The following is a 22,133-nucleotide window of genomic DNA, read 5'->3' as shown; positions in this document are numbered from 1 at the left end:
TCGCGTCTTGACAAGAACACGATATATCGCGTTTCGGGAGAATGCAAGCCCGGTGGATGCTGCGCCGCTTGACATTGACGCGACGTCAACCTCTACCGTGGCTGATGTGGGGCGCACCGCCCCCGGAGACACAGGGAGGAGGACGCGGTGGACTGGTCGATCCAGGAGATCGCGAAGCTCGCGGGCACCACCAGCCGCACGCTTCGCCACTACGACGACATCGGGCTGCTGCCGCCGAGTCGGATCGGCGGCAACGGCTACCGGTACTACGACGACGCCGCGCTCGTGCGCCTGCAGCGCATCATGCTGCTGCGCGAGCTCGGCCTCGGGCTCCCGGTGATCGCCGACGTGCTCGAACGGGAGGATCGCGCTCCACATGCCCTTCGCGGCCACCTGGAGTGGCTGCATCGGGAGCAGGACCGGCTGGCGCGGCAGATCGCGTCGGTCGAACGCACCATCGGAGCATTGGAAGGAGGTGAACGACTCATGGCAGAGCAGATGTTCGACGGCTTCGACCACACCCAGTACCAGGAGGAGGTCGAGCAGCGTTGGGGCAAGGATGCGTACGCGAGGAGCGACGCATGGTGGCGCTCGATGAGCGCAGAGGAGAAGGCCGCGTGGCAGCAGCGCGCGGCGAAGCTCGGCAGCGACTGGATCGACGCGTACGAGCGTGGCATCGACCCGGCCGGCGACGAGGCGCAGGCGCTCGCGCAGCGGCATTTCGACTGGCTCCGCGGCATCCCCGGCACGCCCGGCGGCGGCGCGGAGGGCCCATCGAAGGAGTACTTCCTCGGCCTCGCAGAGATGTACGTGGCCGACGAGCGCTTCGGCGTGAACTACGGCGGCCAGGCCGGCGCGGAATTCGTGCGCGACGCGATGACCGTCTACGCCGAGCGCAACCTCGGGTAGGCGAACGGATGCCCCAGAGCGACACTCCGGGGCATCCGTCGTCGCACGGGGGCCGGACGGGGCGCCGGATGTGGCGCCGGATGTGGCGCGCACCGGTCCCGGCGCGGCTCAGCCCTGCTTCGAGAGCGCCCGGAACCGGAGGGCGAGGAGCACGACGAACACCGTCCACGGCGCGAGGGACGCGAGCGCGAAGGCGGTGCCGACGGCCCCGGCCGACGAGGGCACGATCATGAGCGCACCCGCGGCGAGGCCCCACCAGCCCGTCGCCGCCGAGAGTCGGCGAGTGCGCAGGATCGCGATCGCGAACAGCACCAGGGCGACCGCACTCAGCACGTAGTACACCGAGAACGACGTTCCCGTGTAGCCGGCGAGCACCGCCTCGCCCGCGGCGACGAGCGAGGCGCTCACGTCGGGGCCGGATGTCGCACGCTCACGGCTGAGCGCGAGGAGCTCGAAGGCCGGGTTCGACGGGTAGTACGCGGCGATGCCCAGGAGGCCCCACGTGAGGCCGAGCACGCTCAGCGTGGGGCTCTCGGCCCGCATGCGCACGAACAGTGCGACGTAGATGACCGCGAGGATCGTGTTCTGCACGACGTAGAGCAGGTCGAGGCTCACGAGGCCGAGCAGCGGGTTCGCGATGAGCAGCTCGTAGAACCCCTCGACGGTCGTGGGCGGCGGCCACGCGACGAACACGCCGACCTGCACGACGATGAGTCCGACCATGAGCGCGCAGAGCCAGGCCGTCGTGCGGTAGAGGGGTGACCAGGTCGGCGGGGTCATCGACTCGGTGCGCTCCACGCAGTCCTCCCCTCGCGCGCTCCCAACCTATCTCCGGGCGGTGTCGGGCAGAAGGGGAACGGGGCGGAAGGGAATCCGGGGAGATCGCGCGGATGGACCGCGGCAGGAGAGGACAGGCCGCAGTCGTGGGGCGGATGCGGCAGGCCAGGGGTGTCCCGGCCTCGGGCCTGCCGGGTTCGGTGGCCGCTCAGGTGCGAGGGCGTACGCGGCGGTATCCGTCGCGCGCCCAGTCGACGACCGTGGCGGCGACGCCCGCGAGCGCGAGGGCTGCGAGCAACGACATCGTGGCGATCATGGCCGGCTCCTTTCCAGTCGATTCGGATCGATGTGGAACGGCAGGGCGTTCGGTTCAGGCGGGCGCCCGTCCCGGTGCCGCGGACGGCGCGGGGATGGGGGCCTCGACCGTGCCGGTGCGCACGGTCGGCTTCGCGCGAGCGCCGACGCGGTCGGCGGGCATCCGGCCGGAACGGCGGATCGCGAAGAACGGGATGGTGTACCCGCAGAGCGGGCCGATGAGCAGGGCGAAGGCGATGGTGCCGATGCCGACGTTGCCGCCGAGCATCCAGCCGACCGCGAGCACGACGAGCTCGATGCCGGTGCGCACGATCCAGATGCGCCATCCGGTGACCCGGTGCAGGCCGGTCATCAGGCCGTCGCGCGGTCCGGGGCCGAGATGCGCGCCGATGTAGAGGCCGGTGGCGATGGCGATGACCACGATGCCGGCGGCCAGCAGCACGATGCGCACCCAGAGGTCGAGGCCCTGCGGGATGAGCCACAGGCCGACATCGGCGGCGGGGCCCACGAGCAGGGCGTTCATCACGGTGCCGAACCCGGGCTTCTGGCGGATCGGGATCCAGAGCAGCAGCACGATGCCGCTCGTGATCACGGTGATGAGGCCGAAGTTGAGTCCGGTCTGCTTCGCGATGCCCTGCGTGAGCACGTCCCACGGGGCGACCCCGAGCTCGCCGCGCACGACGAGCGCGATGCCGATGCCGTAGAGGAACAGGCCGGTGAAGAGTTGCACGAATCGGCGCACGAGCACGGGGGCGGGGTCGGTGGGTCGGCGAAGCATGATGCAATCCAATTCCATGATTGGCCTTTTCGTATAGAGCCAATTCGCCTAAAGTGGCCTTATGGTGGATCTCACGCTCACCGCGCGCTCCCTCGAACTGCTCCTCGGCGACTGGCGAGGATCGGGCAGCGCCTACGAAGCGCTCGCCGAGCGCATCCGCCTGCTGATCGTCGACGGCCGCATCGGGGTCGACACGCGACTCCCGGCCGAGCGCGACCTCGCCGAGCGGCTCGGGCTCAGCCGCACCACGGTCACCGCCGCCTACCGGCACGTGCGCGAGCAGGGCATGCTGCACAGCGTGCGCGGGTCCGGCAGCGTCGCCCGCCTGCCCGGAGCGCCCGCGATGCTCCCCGCGCCCCTCGACCACGAGTACATCGACTTCTCCAAGGCGGTCCTGCCGGCCCTGCCGTGGCTGCCCGAAGTGGCCCGCCAGGCGGTCGACGACCTTCCGGCGTACCTGTCCGACGCGGGGTTCGACCCCATCGGCACGCCGGCCCTTCGCGCCGCGATCGCCGACCGGTACACGGCGCGCGGCCTGCCGACGGCGCCGGAGCAGATCATGGTCACCATCGGCGCCCAGCATGCGATCGCCCTGCTGTCGCGGGCGCTCATCGGCCGGGGAGATCGCGCCGTCATAGAGGTGCCGATCTACCCGCACGCCTACGAGGCCCTTCGTGCAGCGGGCGCTCGCCTCGTGCCGGTGCCGGTCGCGCCGCACGTTACCGGCGACGACGATCGCGAGGAGACCGCGGGGCTCGTGCAGGCGATCCGCCACTCGAACCCCGTCGCGGCCTACCTCATCCCCGACTTCCAGAACCCGACGGGTCGCACCATGAGCCGCACGGCCCGCGCCCGCGTGCTCGACGCGGCCGCACGCCAGGGCACGGTCGTGATCGCCGACGAGACCACCGCCGAGCTCAACATCGACCGTCGCGGCGAGTTCCCGCCGATGGCCGCCGATGGACCGGCGGTGCTCATCGGCTCGGTCGGCAAGACCGTGTGGGGCGGCGTGCGCGTGGGCTGGATCCGCGCCGAGCGCCCGCTCATCCGCCGCCTGCTCGCGGTGCGTTCCCCGGGCGACCTCGGCACGCCGATCCTCGAGCAGTTGATCGTCACCCGCCTCCTCGACCGCATGGGCGAGATCCTCGAGCTGCGTCGCGAACAGCTACGCGCCGGGCGCGACGGCCTCGAGGAACTGCTCGGGCGCCACATCCCCGAGTGGGACGTGCCGCACGTCGACGGCGGCATCGTCACGTGGGTCGGGCTCGGTGCGTCCGTGAGCTCGCAGCTCGCGCTCACTGCCCGTCGCGAGGGACTCATCGTCGCGGCGGGCCCGAGGTTCGGCGTCGACGGTGCGTTCGAGCGGTTCCTGCGCCTGCCCATCTGCTACTCCCCCGAGACGACGGACGCCGCGGTGCAGGCACTCGCCCGTGCCTGGCGCTCGCTCGCCCACGCGCCGGTCGCCGAGCCCGAGCCCGAGCTGCTCGCCTCCGTGGTCTGAGCCGGAGGCGAGCAGCTGCGCGGCGGCGCGCGGTGCGGCCAGGTCAGACGGCGGCCGTGGCCTCCTCCGCCGTGCGGGCCGCCTCGGGCTCGACGTCGCGCGGGGTCGCGAGCGACAGGCCGTCGCCGCGGCGACGGAACAGCACCGCCGCGAGCACCGCGCCCAACGCGAAGAACGCAGCGCCCCACCAGTACGCGACCGCGTAGCTGTGGATGGCGGCATCCGCCAGCACTGCCTCGGTCGGCGGAGTGTGCGCCGCGACGTAGTCCACGGCGGCGGTGGCGGCGAGCGTGTTGAGCAGGGCGGTGCCGATCGAGCCGCCCACCTGCTGGCTCGTGTTGACCATCGCGGAGGCGACGCCGGCGAACGACCGGTCGACGCCGAGGACGGCCGACTGCATCGAGGCCGGCATGATCGAGCCCATGGCGAACCCGATGATCATGAGCGGCGGCAGGATGTCGGCCGCGTACGTGCTCTGCGCGTCGAGGTGGGTGAGGTACACCATTCCGGCCGATCCGAGGAGCATGCCGAACGGCACCATCACCTTCGGCCCGAACCGGGGCACGAGGAGGTTCGTCGACAGCTGCGCTGCGAGCACCAGCATGCCGATCATCGGCAGGAACGACAGGCCGGTCTGGATGGGCGAGTACCCGAGGGAGGTCTGCAGGTAGTACGTGACGAACAGGAAGATGCCGAACATGCCGGCCCCGGCGATGAGCACCGACGCGTACGCCGCGGCGCGGTTGCGGTCGCGCACGATCGCGAGCGGCAGGAGCGGGTGCACGGCGCGCCGCTGCCACAGCACGAAGGCGACGAGCAGCACGGCGGATGCCGCGAGCATGCCCCACGTGAGCGGCGACTCCCACCCCTCGGTCTCGGCGTTCGAGAAGCCGTACACGAGCAGGAAGAGCGCGCCCGAGACGAGCACGGTGCCGGGGAGGTCGAGCTTCGGGCGCGGGCCGGTGCGCGGGATGTGGCGCACGAAGACCGCGGCCCCGATGATCGCGACGAGCGCGATGAACACGTTGATGTAGAGGTTCCACCGCCAGTCGAACTGCTCGGTGAGGAATCCGCCGAGCAGCAGGCCGATGGCGCCGCCTGCGCCCGCGATGGCGCCGAAGACGCCGAAGGCCCGCGCGCGCTCCTTGGGGATCGTGAAGGTGGTGGTCAGCACCGCGAGTGCCGTCGGGGCGAGCAGCGCGCCGAACGCGCCCTGCAGCGCACGACCCCCGACGAGCACGCCGAACGTCGGCGCCGCACCGGCGAGCGCGGACGCCGCCGCGAACCCGACGAGGCCGATGATGAAGGTGCGCTTGCGGCCCCAGAGGTCGGAGAGGCGGCCGCCGAGCAGCAGCAGGCTGCCGAACGCGAGCGAGTACGCCGTGATGATCCACTGGCGATCGCCGTCTGAGAACCCGAGGTCGGCCTGGGCGGCGGGCAGCGCGATGTTGACCACGGTGGCGTCGAGCACCACCATGAGCTGGGCGAGGGCCACGGTCGCGAGCGTCCACCACCTGCGGGAGGGGGCCGCTACGGGCGTGTGGGATTCGGTGGAAGTGGAAGTCATGGGCGCCACTCTATACGAGACTGACCAGTTTCGGATATGAACAGTTCCTGAAGTAACATGTCATTAACATCACGCGCAACGCGAGGAACGGAGATGACCGCGATGACGCAGCCCGAGCCGTCCGTGGAGCCCGTTCGCGGCCGATCGACGTCGACGCTCGGACGCAAGCGCGACCACACTCGCGATCCCCAGATCCTCGAGGCCGCGGTCGACGTGCTCGCCGAGACGGGTTTCGATGGCATGACGATCGACATGGTCGCCGCGCGCGCGAAGGCCGGCAAGGCGACGATCTACCGGCGCTGGCCCTCGAAGGCCGACCTCGTGCTCGACGCGGTCGCCTGCATGAAGGCGGGCGAGCTCGACCCCGAGCACCTCCCCGACACGGGCACCCTGCGCGGCGACCTGGTCGCCATGATCCGGCCGCGCTCGATCGAGGAGGGCGAGCGCAAGCTGCGCATCATGGGCGGCCTCTTCGGCATGATCGCCAATTCGCCGGAGCTCGCCGACGCCGTCCACGCGGCGATCATCGAGCCACGGGTGGCCGTGAACCGCCTCTTCCTCCGGCGGGCGATCGAGCGGGGCGAGATCTCACCCGACTGCGATGTCGAGACCCTCGCCGTCCTGGCGTCCGCGATGGCAGCGTTCCGGGTGCTCGTCCAGAAGCAGCCCGTCGACGCCGAGTACCTGATCTCGCTCATCGACGGGGTGCTCCTCCCGGCGGCCGGCGTCGCCGCGGATCGTCGCACCGCATAGCCCGTCTCTCGAGGTGGCATCCGAGCTCTTCCAGCCGAAGAGGCGCGGGGCGGCGGGCGGGTATCGCCGCCGCCCCGCGTCGGCCGCGCCCGGACGGCACGGCCGGCCGTGCGCATTCGGGCTCGCAGCACGGCCATGAGGGGTGGGGCCCGACGCTGGGGGCGCGGCGCCGGACCCCACCCGGTCAACGTCGCATCGGGAACCTCCTCCTTGCGAACACGAGCGCGAGCCCGCCGAGGATGGCGAGCGCGGCGATACCGAGGTCGGCCAGGTCGGCGCCCGTCGAAGCGAGCCTCGCGGATGCCGGCACCGCCCTCGCGGCGCTGGACGAGGCGACCGAGGATCCGCCCGGCTCACGAGGAGTGGCCGGGTCGGTCGGGTCGGTCGGATCGACGGGATCCACCGGGTCGACGGGATCCACCGGATCGACGGGATCGACGGGGTCCACCGGGTCGGTCGGATCGACGATCGTCGTCGAGCCGTCCGTCTCGCTGTCGCCGATCACCGAGATGGCGTTGCCGCCGATCGTGATGGGCAGAGACAGGTCCGTGATGAGCTGTGCTCCCCCGAGCAGCCCATCGGATCTGTCCGTCGTTGCGGAACCGCCCCCGGTTCCCGGCGCGACGATCGTCGTGGCATCCGTCGACGTGCTCTCGCCGATGCCCGAGATCGCATTGCCGCCGATCGTGACCGGGAGGTCGAGATCCCCGAGCAGCTGCGTGCCGCCGAGCAGCGAGTCCTCGCCGCTCGTCTCGGCCGATCCCGCGGATGCCGCGGCCGGTTCGGCCGGGGTCACCACCGTCTCGGCGTCGCTCGACGAGCTGTCGCCGATGACGGAGACGGCGTTGCCGCCGACCGTGACCGGCGCCGAGACATCGACGATCGCCTGCGTGCCGGACCCGATGCCGTCGTCACCCGAGGTGACGGCGACCGAGTCGGCCCCGCCGCCCGAGGAGACCTCGGTCGTGGCATCCGACGACTGCGAATCCCCGATGAGGGAGATCGCGTTGCCGCTCACCGTGACCGGGAAATCGATCGAGATCCCGACCTGGGAACCCGAGAGGATGCCGTCGTCGCCGCTCGTCTCTGACGCGTGGGCGACGCCGGCCCCGAGGAGCGTGAGCCCCCCGGCGAAGAGGGTCGCATACAGCGCCCTCAAGGCCAATCGTTTCATGATTCAGTCCTCCTGACTGTGAATGGGGTGTTCGCTCCCGTGGCAGGGAGCAATGACCGTTTCCGCCTGCAGGCAGGCGGAGCGGACCCCGATCAGTCAGGGGTGGTGTCGGTGTCGTACACCGGCGACGACGGCAGTTCGTCGTCGACCGAGCGCAGCACCATCGACGCGAGCGCGTCGATGCCGAGCGCGGCGAAGGCCGCGTCGGAGGTTCCGGATGCACCGCCGGCACCGCCGGCACCGGCTCCACCGGAGCCCGTGCCGCCGCCGGGTGCGGGCGATCCGGGAGCAGATCCGCCCGTCGGCGAACCGCCGACGGGGGTGATGGCGCCCGACAGGTCGGCAGGCACGCCGGGATGGTCGGAGTCGCCCGACCAGGAGGTCGAGCCGTCGAGCGCGAAGTACACGGTGTCGCTCGGTGGCCCGCTCACGGCGGAGCCGAGTGACGCGCCCTCATCGGAGTCGCCGGGAAGGCTCGGAATCCCGGGAAGTCCCGGGCCGCCGGGATCGTCGGATCCGACGGGAAGCAGCGGGATCGACGGCACCGGTGGAAGCAGTCCCGAGCCGTCGGTGGGGAGGTCGCCCACGGAGCCGACGACCGCGTCCAGCGCGACGTCGGCGACGTCGGCAGTCGCGCCGACGGTCTTGCCGACGAGGCCCTTGGGTACGACATCGCCGACGACCGGAAGGCCCTCGACGCTGTCGTCCACGGCCTGGCCGCCGGGCTGCACGACCTTGCCGACGGGCTTGCTGCCCGCGGCGGCGATCGCAGCGGCCGCGACCTCGTTGCCGACCGTGCCGACGGCCGCGTTCGCGCCCTTGACGGCAGCATTCGCGGCACCCGTGGCCGTCTCGCTGACCTCGGGGACGGCTTCGACGACGGGCTCCGCGACCGGCTCCACCGGCTCGGGAATCGCCTCGACGACCGGCTCGGCCGCCACGTTCACGGGTTCGACGACGGGCTCGACGACCTCGCCCAGCCCCTGGCCGACCGGGGCAGTCGTGTCGGAGACGGTGGCGACCGCAGCGCCCGCCGCACCGGGCGGGCCGCTCGGCTCCTGCTCCTCTGCGGAAGCGCCGTCGGCGCTCGAGAAGAGGCTGATGGCGAGCCAGATCGCGGCGAAGAGGACGCCGAGCAGGGCGTAGCGGAGCCACGGCACAGGCCGTGCGGCATCCGCTGACGTCATCGCGCTCACCCCCCAGTCGTTCCGACGGTACTCCGAAGGTGCAGACGGGTCCAGCAATCCCTCGGAGTGATTCCCAGCTTCCCGTGACCCGCTGCGACGGATGCCCCTGCGAGAATCGGGGGATGCACCTGCTTGCCGCGCTCAGCATGAAGAACCGGGCGCTCATCGCACTCGTGACCGTCGTCGTCGCGATCTTCGGTGCCATCTCGCTGTCGAACCTCAAGCAGGAGCTCGCACCGTCGATCGAGTTCCCGCAATTGTCGATCGTCACGACGTACCCCGGCGCCGCACCCGACATCGTCAACACGGATGTCTCCACGCCGATCGAGACCGCCATCCAGGGCATCACCGGGCTCGAGTCCACGTCGACGACGAGCTCGACCGGGCTCTCACGGGTCACGGCGAGCTTCACGTACGGCACCGACCTCGCGTTCGCGGAGCAGAAGCTGCTGTCGGCGGTCAATCGCATCGCCGGACAGCTGCCTGAGGACGTCGACCCGCGCGTGCTCGCGCTCAGCCTCGACGACTTCCCGGTGATCGTCGTCGCCGTCACCGGCGCCGACGACGTGAGCGCGCTGTCCGACGAGATCGACCGAACGACGCTGGGCGAGATCCGCGACATCGACGGCGTGCGCGACGCGACCCTCACCGGCGACGTCGGCCAGCGGGTCACGATCACGCCCGATCCCGCGGAACTCGCGGCCCGCGGCATCACGCAGCAGGCGATCCGCGACGCCCTCCAGCAGAACGGCCTCCTGGTGCCCGCCGGCACCATCACCGAGGACGACGCGACCTTCGCCGTGCAGACCGGCGTGGTGCTCGGCAGCGTCGACGAGATCGCGGCGCTGCCCGTGCTCGGTGCCACCGAGCAGCCCTCGGCATCGGATGCCGCGGGCGGGGCGTTCCCGGGCGTCGGCACCGGCCAGGCGGGCGCCGCCGGCCAGGCCGCGGCGAGCGTGCCCGTGGCCACGACGATCGACGACGTGGCATCCGTCGAACTCACCGAGAACCCGGTGACGAGCATCTCGCGCGTGAACGGGGAGCCGGCGCTCACGATCGCGGTGACCAAGCTCCCCGCCGCCAACACGGTCGAGGTCTCGAATGCGGTGCGCGCGATCCTGCCCGACCTCCAGGCCTCCCTCGACACCACGAACCCCGGCGCGACATTCACCGTCGTGTTCGACCAGGCGCCCTACATCCAGCAGTCGATCGAGTCGCTTGCGACCGAGGGCCTGCTCGGCCTGCTGTTCGCGGTCCTCGTGATCCTCGTGTTCCTGCTGTCGATCCGGGCGACGCTGGTCACCGCGATCTCCATCCCGACGTCGGTCCTGATCACGTTCATCGGCCTGCAGGCGGCCGACTACACGCTCAACATCCTCACGCTCGGGGCGCTCACCATCGCGATCGGCCGAGTGGTCGACGACTCCATCGTCGTCATCGAGAACATCAAGCGCCATCTCGTGGAGGGCCGCGACAAGGCGTCCACGATCGTGCACGCCGTGCGCGAGGTCGCGGGCGCGATCACCGCCTCGACCGTCACGACCGTCGCGGTGTTCCTGCCCCTCGCGCTCGTCGAGGGCGTCACCGGCGAGCTGTTCCGCCCGTTCGCCCTGACCGTCACGATCGCGCTCGCCGCGTCGCTGTTCGTCGCGCTCACGATCGTGCCCGTGCTCGCCTACTGGTTCGTGAAGCCCGCCAAGCTGCACAAGCACGAGGACGAGGGCGAGATAGCGGCGGCGGCGTTCGTGTCCGACGAGAGCGCCACGCAAGCCGTCGACGAGCTGGAGCACCCGTCGCGCCTGCAGCGCGGCTACCTGCCGATCATCGAGTGGACGCTGAAGCACGGTGTCGTCACGATCGTGGTCGCGGTGCTCATCCTCGCCGGCACGCTCGCGCTCACGCCGTTCATGAAGACCAACTTCCTCGGCTCGTCGGGCCAGAACACGTTCCAGGTGACGCAGGAACTGCCGGTCGGCACGAGCCTCGAGGCCATGGACGATGCCTCGCAGCCCGTGGAGCAGGTGATCCGCGATACCGAGGGCGTCGAGACCGTGCAGACCTCGATCGGCTCGGGCGGGCGCGGCCTCGCCGCCGTGCTCGGCGGGGGCACCGGGGCCACGGTGACGTACTCCGTGACGACCGATGAGGACGCCGACCAGGACGCGCTGCAGTCCGAGGTCCGAGCCGAGCTCGACGACCTCGAGGACGCCGGCGAGATCACGCTCACCGCGTCGAGCGGCTTCGGCGCGTCGACCGACATCGAGGTCGACGTGACCGCCTCGAACGCCGAGGACCTGGAGGCCGCGACCGACGTGGTGGAGGAGGAGCTCGACGGGCTCGACTCGCTCGCGCAGACCACGTCGAACCTGTCGGAGTCGCGCCGCTACATCGCCGTCGAGGTGGACCGCACGGATGCCGCGGCGGCCGGCTACTCGGAGGTCGCCCTCGGCGGCTACGTCTCTGCGGCGATGCAGCCGCAGTCCGCGGGCTCGGTCGTGATCGACGAGAAGACCCTGACGATCTACCTGGCCAGCGAGGATCCGCCTGCCACGGTTGCGCAGCTCTCGGCGCTCGAGGTGCCGACGCCCACGGGGATCGTGGCGCTCGACACCCTGGCAACGGTCGACGAGGTCGACGGGCCGTCGTCGGTCACGACCGCGCAGGGCCTGCGCAGCGCCACCGTGTCGGCGACGCCGAACGACGACGACCTCGGCACCGCGAGTGCGGAGGTGTCGGCGGCGATCGGGTCGGCCGACCTGCCCGCCGGCGCGACCGCATCGATCGGCGGCGTCTCCGCCGACCAGGCCGAGTCGTTCTCGCAGCTCGGCATCGCCCTCCTCGCGGCGATCCTCATCGTCTACATCGTCATGGTGGCGACGTTCCGCTCGCTGCTGCAGCCCCTGCTGCTGCTCGTGTCGGTGCCGTTCGCCGCGACCGGTGCGATCGCGCTGCAGATCATCACGGGCATCCCGCTCGGCGTGGCCTCGCTGGTGGGCGTGCTCATGCTCGTCGGCATCGTGGTCACGAACGCGATCGTGCTCGTGGATCTCGTGAACCAGTACCGCGACCGCGGCATGAAGGTGCGCGACGCGCTGCTGCACGGCGCGTCACGACGTCTGCGTCCGATCCTCATGACGGCGCTCGCGACGATCTTCGCGCTGCTGCCGATGGCGATCGGGCTCACCGGCCAGAGCGGGTTCATCTCGCAGCCGCTCGCGCTCGTGGTGATCGGCGGCCTCGTGTCGTCGACCGCGCTCACGCTGGTCGTGCTGCCCGTGCTCTACGACCTCGTCGAGGGCGGCCGTGAGCGCCGCGCGGCGAGGCGCGCGGCGAAGGCGGCCGGCGGCGGCGGGACCGCCGGGCCGGATGCCGCGGCCGAGGTCCCGCTCGCCGAGAACATCTGACGCCGAGGTGCGGGTTGAGGAGCGCCGAAGGCGCGTCTCGAAACCCCTGGATAGGCAGGTTTCGAGACGCCCGCTGCGCGGGCTCCTCAACCCGCGGGGTCAGCGGGGGAGCGCCGCCGCCTTCGCGAGCAGCGCCGCGCGTTCGCGCTCGTTGCCCGTGAGGCGTGCGGCGGTCTCGAGCTCGCCGCGGGCCTCCTGCGTGCGCCCGAGCCGCACGAGCAGCTCGCCGCGCACGGCGGGCAGCGCGGGGTAGCCCGCGAGCTTGCCGTCGCGCTCGAGGTCGTCGACGAGCCGCAGCGCGCTCGCCGGGCCGGTGGCCATGGCGACCGCCACGGCTCTGTTCAGCTCCACCACGGGTGACGGCGCGATGCGGCCGAGCGCCTCGTAGAGCAGCACGATGCGCGCCCAATCCGTGTCCTCGGCCGACGGCGCGATCGCGTGGCACTCGGCGATGGCCGCCTGCAGGCCGTACGAGGCGCGTCCCCGTCCGATACGGTCGGCCCGTGCCAGGGCGGCCCGGCCGCGCTCGATCTGCGCGCGATCCCAACGGCTGCGTTCCTGCTCGTCGAGCGGGATGGGCGAGCCGTCGCGCGCGACCCGCGTCGCGAACCGCGACGCGTGGAACTCCATGAGGGCCACGAGCGACTGCGCCTCGGGCTCGCGCGGCATGAGGCCCGCGACCATGCGGGCGAGCCGCAGTGCCTCGGCCGAGACATCCGGCCGTACCCACTGCTCGCCGGAAGCGGGCAGGTAGCCCTCGTTGAAGATCAGGTAGAGCACGCTGAGCACGGAGCCGAGGCGCGCGGGGTACTCCTGCGGTTCCGGCACCTCGAACGGCACGTTCGCCGCGGCCAGCGTCTTCTTCGCCCGCACGATGCGTTGCTGGATCGTGGCGACCGGCACGAGGAACGCGCGGGCGATCTCCTCGGAGCTGAGGCCGCCGACGATGCGCAGGGTGAGCGCGATCTGCGCCTCGCGCGAGAGCACCGGGTGGCAGGCGACGAACACGAGCCGCAGCACGTCGTCGTCGATCGTGTCGGGGTCCCAGAACTGGCCGGATGCCTCGCCGTCCTGCTGCTCGAGGTCGCGGGCCATCGCGGCGTACCGCTCGTCGAGGCGCTCGCGGCGGCGCCATCCGTCGATCGCCCGCCGCTTGGCGACGGCGGTGAGCCACGCGCCGGGGTTGTTCGGCACGCCCTCGGTCGGCCATTGCCGCATCGCCTCGAGCATCGCCTCCTGGGCGAGGTCCTCGGCCTGGCCCACGTCGCCGACGAACCGGGTCAGCGTCGCCACGATGCGGGCGGACTCGATGCGCCAGACGGCGGCGAGGGCGCGCCGGGTGCGGTCGGCGTCGGCGTCATCCGCCGGCGCGACCGCACCCGAGGCATCCGTCTCGTGTGACACTCAGCGCGCCTTGCCCTCGAGCTCCTCGCGCCACTGGGCTTCCTTCTGGATCCACTCGTTGTCCTGCGGGAAGTCCTCGAGCTCGTTGATGCGGCGCACCTCGAGCTTCGAACCCGGGCCGAGGGGGCAGCGCTTGGCCCACTCCGCGGCCTCCTCCTTGCTCGAGACCTCGATGATCCAGAAGCCGTTGAAGAGCTCCTTCGCCTCGGCGTAGGGGCCGTCGGTGACGACCGGGGGAGTCGCGTCGAAGTCGACCACGAAGCCCTCCTCGACGCCCGCGAGGCCCTCGCCGGCGAGCAGCACGCCCGCCTTGATGAGGGACTCGTTGTACCTGCCCATCGCCTCGATGACCTCGTTGAAGTCGACGTCCTTGAAGGCCTCCTGCGCCTCTTCGGTCGACCGCATGATCAGCATGTACTTCATCGTCGTCTCTCCTTGTCTCGCGGGCCGAAGTGCCCGCCTCACCCTTGCGTCGAACGGCGACACCGCCGGATCGACATAGGCGCGGACTTTCTTCGACATGGTTTCACGAGCGTCCGGTCGGTGGCGAGTTATACCCTAGGGGGGTATACTTCTCATCATTTCGTCGATCGAGAGGAAGACCATGACGCTCACGCCACAGGGACGAACCGAGTTGACGCTCTCGGGCGGTGGGTGCTCATGCTGCGCGACCCCCGTGACCTCATCGGTCGCCGACCGAGCGGATGCCGCGGCATCCGGGGCCTCGTCCGTCGCAACGACCGTCGAGATCGCCGCCGCCGTCGCCGAGGCCGGCTACCGGGTGGTGGCACGATGAGCCGCGTGCCGATGACGCGGGGTGAGCGCGGCACCGTTCTGGTGGGCATCGTGCTCGCGGCCACGCTGGCGCTTGCCGGCTGTGCGGCCGGTGGTGCAACCGGCGGCGACGGCATGGGCCACGATGGGATGGGCGGCCAGGACGGGATGGGGCAGGACGATGAGACGGCCGACTTCAACCAGGCCGACGTCATGTTCGCGCAGATGATGATCCCGCACCACGCGCAGGCGATCGAGATGAGCGACCTCATCCTCGCCAAGGACGGCGTCGACCCCGAGGTGGTCGAGCTCGCTGAGGAGATCAAGGACGCCCAGGGTCCTGAGATCGAGCTGATGGAGTCGTGGCTCGACGAATGGGGAATGCCTTCGATGATGGAGGGCGACATGGGCGGCATGGGTGGCATGGGCGGCATGCTGAGCGACGACGAGATGGACGAGCTCGAGGCGGCCGATGGTCCGACCGGCACGACGCTCTTCCTCGAGGGCATGATCGAGCACCACGAAGGCGCCATCGACATGGCGGAGCAGCATCAGGACGACGGCGAGAACGAGGAGGCGCTCGACCTGTCCGCCGCGATCATCGTCGCGCAGACGGCCGAGATCGAGCGGATGCAGGAGCTGCTCGACGGCTGATGGGCGCATGCGCCTGGTCCTGATTCGCGCCGCCGGGACCTGACCCCGGCCTGGCGCGGGGGAAACGCAGGAGATTCCGGGGTTCGGGGCTCCCACAGGACCCATCCCCCGGATTCTCCTGCGTTTCAGCGGCCGAAAGCTGCACTGGGGCCATTCAGGCGCTCCGTTACGGTCGCGGCGAAGGGGGATTCGCCATGGCCGCGCGGGGCATCCGTGGGGTGGTTCCTGGTCGGGCTCGCGGCGCAGCAGGCGCACCTGCGGATGCCGCGGACGATCACCGTATGGCTCACGGCGTTCCCTGGGTCGACGATCGGGTTTCGGTGAGTCGACGACGGTGGCGCGTGGGGCGAAGTCGACCGGGATGCGTGCAACTCAGGAGATGAGGCCCCATCCGCGCTTGAGCGCATCACGAGTCCCGATCTCCTGAGTTGCGAGGCGCCAGGCCTTCAGCTTGCCCGCTCCAGCACCGCCCGTGTCGACGCCTCGGGCCGCAGGTCGAGCCGGCGCAGCAGCTGGGCGTTCGCGGCGACGATGATCGTCGAGAGCGACATCAGGATCGCCCCGACCGACATCGGCAGCACGAAGCCGATCGGTGCGAGCACGCCCGCGGCGAGCGGCACCGAGATGAGGTTGTAGCCGGCCGCCCACGACAGGTTCTGCTGCATCTTGCGATAGCCGGCGCGCGACAGCTCGATGACCGAGACGACGGAACGCGGGTCGGACGAAGCGAGGATGACGCCGGCCGAGGCGATCGCGACATCCGTGCCCGCGCCGATCGCGATACCGACGTCGGCCTGCGCGAGGGCCGGCGCGTCGTTCACGCCGTCGCCGACCATCGCGACGCTGATGCCCTCGTGCTGCAGTTCCTGCACCTTCGCGGCCTTGTCCTCGGGGCGCACACCCGCGTAGACGCGGTCGATGCCGAGCGATGCGGCGACCGTGCGGGCCACAGGCTCGGCGTCGCCCGTGATCATCACGACCTGACGGCCCAGCGCGTGCAGCGCGTCGATGGCCTCCTTCGACTCGGGCCGCACCTCGTCGGCCAGCGCGATGGCGCCGATGACGGTGCCATCGACGAGTACGTGCAATACCGTCCGGCCGGCATCGCTCCAGTCGACGGATGCCGCGAGCGGCTCGATCCCCTCACGCGCGAGCAGTGCGGGCCCGCCGACTTCGACCACACGGCCGTGCGCGATCGCGCGAACCCCAAGCGCGGGCGACGCGGTGAAGTCCGACGCGGGGTGCACATGGGACACGCGTCGGTGCGCCTCGGCGACGATCGCCTTCGCGAGTGGATGCTCCGAATCGGCTTCGGCGCCGCCGGCTTGTGCGAACACCTCATCGATGGTGGAGCCCGGCGCGGCGGCGACATCCACGACGGCCGGCTCGCCCTTGGTGAGCGTGCCGGTCTTGTCGAAGAGCACGGCGTCGACGGTGCGCATGGTCTCGAGTGCGAGGCGGTCGGTGACCAGCACGCCGCCGCGGGCCGCGCGCTCGGTCGCGATCGACACGACGAGCGGGATGGCGAGGCCGAGCGCGTGGGGGCACGCGATGACGAGCACGGTGATCGTGCCGACGACGGCCACGTCGGTGTTGCCGACGAGCGTCCAGACGATCAGCGTGATCACCGCAGCGACGAGCGCGAACCAGAACAGCCATCCGGCGGCGCGGTCCGCGAGGCGCTGGGCGCGCGAGCTCGAGGCCTGCGCGTTTGCGACGAGGCGCTGGATGCCGGCGAGCGCGGTGTCCTCGCCGATCGCGCCGACCCGCACGCGGATCGCCGTGTCGGTCGCGACGGTGCCGGCGACGACGTGGTCGCCGGGGCCCCGGGTGACCGCGACGGACTCGCCCGTGATCATCGACTCGTCCACCGCCGCGGTGCCGCTGACGACCTCGCCGTCGGCCGGGACGCGGCCGCCGGGCCGCACGATCACCACGTCGCCGACCGCGAGCTCCGACGGTGCGACGGTCTCGGTGACTGGAGCAGCATCCGAATCGGTCGAGACGACGCGCTCGGCCTCGTCGGGCAGGAGCGCCGCGAGTGCATCGAGCGCCGACGAGGTCTGTGCGATCGAACGCATCTCGATCCAGTGGCCCAACAGCATGATCACGATCAGCAGGGCGAGCTCCCACCAGAAGTCGAGCTCGTGGCTGAGGATGCCGAGGGTCGCGCCGAGTGACGCGAAGTACGCGACCGTGATCGCGAGCCCGATGAGGAGCATCATCGCGGGCTTGCGTGCCTTCAGCTCCGACCATGCGCCCGTGAGGAACGGCCGGCCGCCCCAGAAGTACATCACCGTGCCGAGCACGGGGGAGATCCATGGGACCAGCGCGTTGTCGGGAAGCTCGTAGCCGATCAGCGATGCGAACATCGGGCTGAACGCGATGGTCGGCACGGCGAAGACGAGCATGATCCAGAAGAGGCGCCGGAACTGGCCGACGTGGTCGCCGTGGCCCGCGTGGCCGGCGTGGGCGTCGTGCATGTCGTGATCGGCGTGGGCGTCGCGCATGTCGTGATCCGCGTGGGCGTCGCGCATGTCGTGATCCGCGTGGGCGTCGCGCACGTCGTGATCCGCGTGGGCGTCGTGCATGGCGTGATCCGCGTGCCCGGCGTGCATGTCGTGATCCGCGTGGCGCGCATGGCCGTCGTGACCGGCGTGCATGTCGTGATCGGGACGCACCTCGTCGTGCGAAGGCGCGTCGGCGACGGCCGCGTGCTCGTGGTGGTCGTGCGCGTCGTGTTCGTCGCGAGTCATGCTCATGATCCTCCTCCTGTCCGTATGGACCCAGCATACCCATAGGGGGTATTGCTCGATGGCGACAACGCGCCGCTGCTTCGATCTGTTCCCGATTCGGCGGATCGAGTCCGAGATGGGTTCCTCGCCTTGCGGTCGCCCTCGTCGCGCCCTGAGGATGAGGACATGTCGATCCCTCGGCAGACGTCGACCGATGCGTTCGATCCGGCGAGGACGGATGCTGCGGAGGTCGCGCGTGTGCTCGGCGTCGATCCCGAGTCGGGCCTCTCCCAGGTCGATGCGGCGGAGCGCCTCGCGACGGTCGGACCGAACGAGCTCCGCAGCACCGCGAAGACCCCGCTCTGGCGCAGGATGGTCGTCCAGCTCGCCGATCCGCTCATCCTGCTGCTCCTCGCCGCCGTGGCGATCTCCTTCATCGCCTGGGTCGTGGAAGGGGCCGAAGGACTGCCTGTCGATGCGACCGTGATCCTCGCCATCATCATCGCGAACGCCGTGCTGGGCCTCGTGCAGGAGTCGCGGGCGGAGCGTGCGGTCGCAGCGCTCGCCGTGATGACCCGTGCCCGCTCGACGGTGCTCCGTGACGGCGCACTGCGAACGGTGCCGAGTGCGGAACTCGTGCCCGGCGATGTCCTCGTTCTCGCCGAGGGCGACCGGGTCGGCGCCGACGGCCGACTCTTCCGGTCGAACACGCTGCGCATCGCCGAGGCATCGCTCACCGGCGAGAGCGAGGCCGTCGAGAAACGGCCCGAGACGATCGAGGAGCCGGTGCCGCTCGGCGACCGACTCGACATGGTGTTCAAGGGCACCGCGGTGAACCGTGGCACCGGCAGGGCGATCGTCACCGCGACGGGCATGGCGACCGAGATGGGCTCGATCGCCACGATGCTCGACGAGACGGTCGAGGAGCCGACGCCGCTGCAGCGGGAGATCGGGCACCTCGGACGCATGCTCGCCCGCATCGTGATCGGCATCGCCATCGTGGTGATGGTCACGATCTCCCTCGTCGAGGGCGTCGACACTCCCGCGGAACTCCTGACGGTGCTGCTGCTCGGCGTCTCGCTCGCCGTCGCCGCCGTGCCCGAGGGCCTCCCGGCGATCCTCTCCCTCGTGCTCGCGCTCGGCGTGCAGCGCATGGCGAAGCGGAACGCCGTCGTGAAGAAGCTCTCCAGCGTCGAGACGCTCGGATCGGCATCCGTGATCTGCACCGACAAGACCGGCACGCTCACGACCAACCAGATGACCATCCAGCGCGTGGTCAGCTCGTCGGGCACCGTGGCCCTGAGCGGTGTCGGCTATGCGCCGGTCGGCCGGGCGACGGCGAAGGGCGACGAACTCCGGGAGGGGCCCCTGCGGCTCGAGGCGCAGATCGTGCTGGGCGCCGGCTCGCTGGTGAACGATGCGCAACTCGCCGAGCACCACGGCGAATGGGAGATCGAGGGCGACCCCACCGAAGCGGCATTCCTCGTCGCCGCACGGAAGGTCGCCGGCACCGCCGAGGAGGCGGCACGCTACGGACGCATCGGCGAGCTGCCGTTCAGTTCCGAGCGCAAGATGATGTCGACCGCGCATCGGCACGAGCGCGGCGACCTGGTGGTGCTGAGCAAGGGCGCCCCCGACGTGCTGCTCGAACACTGCACCCGCATCCAGCGCGGCTCTGACATCGTGCCGCTCGACGCCGAGCGGCGTGCGCGGGCGATCGCCGACACGGAGGCGCTCTCCGAGGAGGCCTTCCGCACGCTGGGTGTCGCGTACCGGCCCGCGCCCGAGCTGGCCGGAACCGGCGCAGCCGCGGATGCCGCGACCTTCGGCGAAGCCTCGGAGGAGGATCTCGTGTACGCCGGTGCGGTGGGCATCATCGATCCACCGCGCCCCGAGGTGCGTCCGGCGATCGAGCAGGCGAAGTCTGCCGGCATCCGCGTGATCATGATCACAGGCGATCACCCGGCGACCGCGGCACGAATCGCGCGTGACCTCGGCATCATCGACGAGGAGGGCATCGCGCTCCCGGGTGCGCGGATCGACGGCATGAGCGACCAGCAGCTCCGGGACGCCGTGCGCACCGTCTCGGTGTTCGCCCGCGTGGCCCCCCAACACAAGCTCCGCATCGTCGACGCCCTGCAGGCCGAAGGGCAGATCGTCGCGATGACCGGGGACGGCGTGAACGACGCCCCTGCGCTGAAGTCCGCCGACATCGGTATCGCCATGGGAATCGCCGGCACCGAGGTCACGAAGGAGGCGGCGAAGATGGTGCTCGCCGACGACGACTTCGCGACGATCGTGCACGCGGTGCGCGAGGGACGGGTGATCTTCGACAACATCCGCAAGTTCCTGCGATACCTGCTCTTCGGGAACATCGGCGAGGTGCTGACGGTGTTCTTCGGCGTCGTGTTCGCCGGGGTGCTCGGCTTCCGCGAGGCGGCGGGCGACGGCATCGTGCTGCCGCTCCTCGCGACGCAGATCCTCTGGATCAACCTCGTCACGGACTCGGGTCCCGCGCTCGCGATGGGCGTGGACCCCGAGATCGACGACGTCATGAAGCGGCCCCCGCGCGGCATCCGCGACCGGGCGATCGACGCCGGCATGTGGATCGGGATCGCGACCACCGGGCTCGTGATCTCGATCATCACGCTGCTCACGATGGACATGTTCCTGCCGGGCGGCCTCATCCCCGGCGGCACCGATTCGTTCGACACGGCCCGCACCGCGGGCTTCACGACGCTCGTCCTCGCCGGCCTCTTCACGGCGTTCAACGCGCGCTCGGCCACCTCGAGCGCGTTCCGCGGCCTCTTCTCGAACCCGTGGCTGTGGGGGGCGGTCGTGCTCGCGGTGCTGCTGCAGGTCGCCGTGGTGTCGCTGCCGCCGCTGCAGGTGGCGTTCGGCACAGAAGCCCTCGACCCCACGCACTGGCTCGTGTGCACGGGCATGGCCTCGATCGTGCTCTGGTTCGAGGAGCTCAGGAAGTTCGGGATCCGGTTCGTCGAGCGTCGACGAGCAGCGGATGCCGCGGCGCTGGCGCGCTGACGGTTCGCGTTCCGAGAACACGCGTGCGCGCGGCATCCGTGCCGTGCTGGGATGTGCACATGGACCTGCTCATCCTCGGCGGCACGCAATGGCTCGGACGGACGCTGGCGACGGAGGCACTCGCGCGCGGACACTCCGTGACCTGCCTCGCGCGCGGCGATGCGGGCGAGGTCGCCGACGGCGTCGACTTCGTGCGGGCCGACCGGTCGCAGCCCGGCGCGTACCGCGCGGTGGCCGACCGCGGGTGGGACGCGGTGATCGACGTGACGCGCCAGCCTGGGTACGCCCGCCGCGCGGCCGCAGACCTCGGCGCGCGCGGCGCGCACTGGACCTTCATCTCGTCGGGCAACGTCTACGCGGCGCAGAACGAGCCCGGCGCCGACGAGTCGGCCGAGCTCATGCCTCCGCTCGAGGCCGACGAGTCGACGCCCGACACGTACGGCGAGGCGAAGTCGGCGATCGAGCTCGCCTATCGCGAAGCGCTCGGCGACCGGCTGCTCGTGATCCGCCCGGGACTCATCGCGGGGCCGGGCGACGCCTCCGGGCGCAGCGGCTATTGGGTTGCGCGGGCCGCACGCGACGGCGCGCCGATGCTCGTGCCCGACATCCTCGATGCGGCCGCGCAGGCGATCCACGTCGACGACCTCGTGCGGTTCACGCTCGAGGCCGTCGAGCAGGAGCGCATCGGCACGTTCAATGCGGTGGGCGATCATCTGACGTTCGGCGACTGGCTCGAGGCTTCTCGGGCGGTCGGCGGTCATCACGGCGAGGTCGTCGCGGTATCGCCCGAGTGGCTCGCCGAGCAGGGCGTGGCCGAGTGGTCGGGCCCCGAGTCCCTGCCGCTGTGGATCATCGACCCGGAGTGGAACGCATTCCTCGACCGCTCGAACGCGGCCGCGAAGGCCGCGGGACTGCAGCTGCGGCCGCTCGACCGGCTGCTCGCCGAGACGCTCGAGTGGGAGCGCGCCATGGGCCTCGAGCGCGAGCGCGGAGCGGGGCTCTCGCCCGCGAAGGAGCGGGAGCTGCTGGCGGCGCTGCGCGGCTGAGGGCCTCGCCCGTCCGCGCGGTCGGCGCAGGTGCGGCATACGTCGAGCGGCGTACGATGAGCACGGGCTCGCCGAGCGGCTCCGGCGGGCGCTCGACGAGACGCCGCCGCCAG

The 22,133-nt window shown here is 71.0% G+C and carries 16 protein-coding genes; 8 read left to right on the top strand and 8 right to left on the bottom strand.

What is annotated here, in order from left to right; translation table 11 throughout:
• Positions 1-147: 147 nt before the first annotated feature.
• Entirely contained in the window at positions 148-909 is a 762-nt protein-coding gene (locus ASG80_RS16435) for a MerR family transcriptional regulator (protein ID WP_056732611.1), read from the top strand.
• 108 nt (positions 910-1,017) lie between these two features.
• Here ASG80_RS16435 and ASG80_RS16430 read toward each other — a convergent pair whose 3' ends face one another.
• Both ASG80_RS16430 and ASG80_RS16425 read right to left on the bottom strand, forming a co-directional pair.
• Complete coding sequence (locus ASG80_RS16430) at positions 1,018-1,707, bottom strand: hypothetical protein (RefSeq protein ID WP_056732609.1); 690 nt, start codon at positions 1,705-1,707, stop codon at positions 1,018-1,020.
• Between the two features lie 349 nt (positions 1,708-2,056).
• Positions 2,057-2,779 (bottom strand): YitT family protein, encoded by a 723-nt coding sequence (locus tag ASG80_RS16425; RefSeq protein ID WP_056732607.1) that lies wholly within the window; start codon positions 2,777-2,779, stop codon positions 2,057-2,059.
• A 61-nt stretch (positions 2,780-2,840) separates the two neighbouring features.
• Here ASG80_RS16425 and ASG80_RS16420 point away from each other — a divergent pair, with 61 nt between their 5' ends.
• Positions 2,841-4,280, top strand: coding sequence for a PLP-dependent aminotransferase family protein (locus ASG80_RS16420; protein ID WP_056732604.1), 1,440 nt, complete (start codon positions 2,841-2,843; stop codon positions 4,278-4,280).
• 43 nt (positions 4,281-4,323) lie between these two features.
• Here ASG80_RS16420 and ASG80_RS16415 read toward each other — a convergent pair whose 3' ends face one another.
• Positions 4,324-5,847 (bottom strand): MFS transporter, encoded by a 1,524-nt coding sequence (locus tag ASG80_RS16415; RefSeq protein ID WP_082590525.1) that lies wholly within the window; start codon positions 5,845-5,847, stop codon positions 4,324-4,326.
• Positions 5,848-5,940: 93 nt separating this feature from the next.
• Here ASG80_RS16415 and ASG80_RS16410 point away from each other — a divergent pair, with 93 nt between their 5' ends.
• Positions 5,941-6,600, top strand: coding sequence for a TetR/AcrR family transcriptional regulator (locus tag ASG80_RS16410; protein ID WP_056732602.1), 660 nt, complete (start codon positions 5,941-5,943; stop codon positions 6,598-6,600).
• Positions 6,601-6,784: 184 nt separating this feature from the next.
• On the opposite strand, the gene ASG80_RS16405 is transcribed toward ASG80_RS16410, so the two are convergent.
• Positions 6,785-7,774: a chaplin family protein gene (locus ASG80_RS16405; protein ID WP_082590524.1), complete on the bottom strand. Its 990-nt coding sequence runs from the start codon at positions 7,772-7,774 to the stop codon at positions 6,785-6,787.
• Positions 7,775-7,866: 92 nt separating this feature from the next.
• The gene (locus ASG80_RS16400) at positions 7,867-8,970 is read right to left on the bottom strand and encodes a hypothetical protein (RefSeq protein ID WP_056732598.1); all 1,104 of its coding nucleotides are present in this window, start codon (positions 8,968-8,970) and stop codon (positions 7,867-7,869) included.
• Positions 8,971-9,083: 113 nt separating this feature from the next.
• Between ASG80_RS16400 and ASG80_RS16395 the strand changes: the two genes are divergently transcribed.
• Positions 9,084-12,365, top strand: coding sequence for an efflux RND transporter permease subunit (locus tag ASG80_RS16395; protein ID WP_056732596.1), 3,282 nt, complete (start codon positions 9,084-9,086; stop codon positions 12,363-12,365).
• A 99-nt stretch (positions 12,366-12,464) separates the two neighbouring features.
• On the opposite strand, the gene ASG80_RS16390 is transcribed toward ASG80_RS16395, so the two are convergent.
• Together ASG80_RS16390 and ASG80_RS16385 are read right to left on the bottom strand one after the other, a co-directional pair.
• A complete protein-coding gene (locus ASG80_RS16390; RefSeq protein ID WP_056732595.1) occupies positions 12,465-13,769 on the bottom strand; it encodes an RNA polymerase sigma factor in 1,305 nt (434 codons plus the stop codon).
• On the bottom strand, positions 13,770-14,192 hold the full coding sequence (locus ASG80_RS16385) for a YciI family protein (RefSeq protein WP_056732593.1): 423 nt from the start codon (positions 14,190-14,192) through the stop codon (positions 13,770-13,772).
• Between the two features lie 384 nt (positions 14,193-14,576).
• On the opposite strand from ASG80_RS16385, the gene ASG80_RS16375 reads away from it, so the two are divergent.
• Positions 14,577-15,197 (top strand): DUF305 domain-containing protein, encoded by a 621-nt coding sequence (locus tag ASG80_RS16375; protein ID WP_056732589.1) that lies wholly within the window; start codon positions 14,577-14,579, stop codon positions 15,195-15,197.
• Positions 15,198-15,643: 446 nt separating this feature from the next.
• Here ASG80_RS16375 and ASG80_RS16370 read toward each other — a convergent pair whose 3' ends face one another.
• Positions 15,644-17,680, bottom strand: coding sequence for a heavy metal translocating P-type ATPase (locus tag ASG80_RS16370; RefSeq protein ID WP_235508359.1), 2,037 nt, complete (start codon positions 17,678-17,680; stop codon positions 15,644-15,646).
• On the opposite strand from ASG80_RS16370, the gene ASG80_RS24560 reads away from it, so the two are divergent.
• The 3 genes from ASG80_RS24560 to ASG80_RS16360 all read left to right on the top strand — a co-directional run bounded on the left by ASG80_RS24560 (position 17,648) and on the right by ASG80_RS16360 (position 22,020).
• Entirely contained in the window at positions 17,648-17,998 is a 351-nt protein-coding gene (locus ASG80_RS24560; protein WP_235508358.1) for a hypothetical protein, read from the top strand. The two genes, ASG80_RS16370 and ASG80_RS24560, sit on opposite strands and share 33 nt — an antisense overlap.
• A gap of 120 nt (positions 17,999-18,118) precedes the next feature.
• A complete protein-coding gene (locus tag ASG80_RS16365) occupies positions 18,119-20,974 on the top strand; it encodes a cation-translocating P-type ATPase (RefSeq protein WP_056732587.1) in 2,856 nt (951 codons plus the stop codon).
• Positions 20,975-21,033: 59 nt separating this feature from the next.
• The gene (locus tag ASG80_RS16360; protein WP_056732585.1) at positions 21,034-22,020 is read left to right on the top strand and encodes an NAD-dependent epimerase/dehydratase family protein; all 987 of its coding nucleotides are present in this window, start codon (positions 21,034-21,036) and stop codon (positions 22,018-22,020) included.
• The last annotated feature ends 113 nt before the right edge of the window (positions 22,021-22,133 follow it).

Origin of the sequence: Agromyces sp. Soil535 (genome assembly GCF_001428255.1) — a bacterium.
In the GTDB taxonomy this organism is placed as follows: domain Bacteria; phylum Actinomycetota; class Actinomycetes; order Actinomycetales; family Microbacteriaceae; genus Agromyces.
Note: the sequence above shows the minus strand (reverse complement) of the source record. Positions and strands in the feature narration are given on the sequence as shown.

Excerpts from the sequence above, each read along its gene's own strand:
- ASG80_RS16405 (WP_082590524.1), bottom strand. The coding sequence starts at position 7,774 with ATGAAACGATTGGCCTTGAGGGCGCTGTATGCGACCCTCTTCGCCGGG.
- ASG80_RS16375 (WP_056732589.1), top strand. The coding sequence starts at position 14,577 with ATGACGCGGGGTGAGCGCGGCACCGTTCTGGTGGGCATCGTGCTCGCG.
- ASG80_RS16385 (WP_056732593.1), bottom strand. The coding sequence starts at position 14,192 with ATGAAGTACATGCTGATCATGCGGTCGACCGAAGAGGCGCAGGAGGCC.
- ASG80_RS16425 (WP_056732607.1), bottom strand. The coding sequence starts at position 2,779 with ATGCTTCGCCGACCCACCGACCCCGCCCCCGTGCTCGTGCGCCGATTC.
- ASG80_RS16370 (WP_235508359.1), bottom strand. The coding sequence starts at position 17,680 with ATGCACGACGCCCACGCCGGCCACGCGGGCCACGGCGACCACGTCGGC.
- ASG80_RS16410 (WP_056732602.1), top strand. The coding sequence starts at position 5,941 with ATGACCGCGATGACGCAGCCCGAGCCGTCCGTGGAGCCCGTTCGCGGC.
- ASG80_RS16360 (WP_056732585.1), top strand. The coding sequence starts at position 21,034 with ATGGACCTGCTCATCCTCGGCGGCACGCAATGGCTCGGACGGACGCTG.
- ASG80_RS16365 (WP_056732587.1), top strand. The coding sequence starts at position 18,119 with ATGTCGATCCCTCGGCAGACGTCGACCGATGCGTTCGATCCGGCGAGG.
- ASG80_RS16415 (WP_082590525.1), bottom strand. The coding sequence starts at position 5,847 with ATGACTTCCACTTCCACCGAATCCCACACGCCCGTAGCGGCCCCCTCC.
- ASG80_RS16395 (WP_056732596.1), top strand. The coding sequence starts at position 9,084 with ATGCACCTGCTTGCCGCGCTCAGCATGAAGAACCGGGCGCTCATCGCA.
- ASG80_RS16420 (WP_056732604.1), top strand. The coding sequence starts at position 2,841 with ATGGTGGATCTCACGCTCACCGCGCGCTCCCTCGAACTGCTCCTCGGC.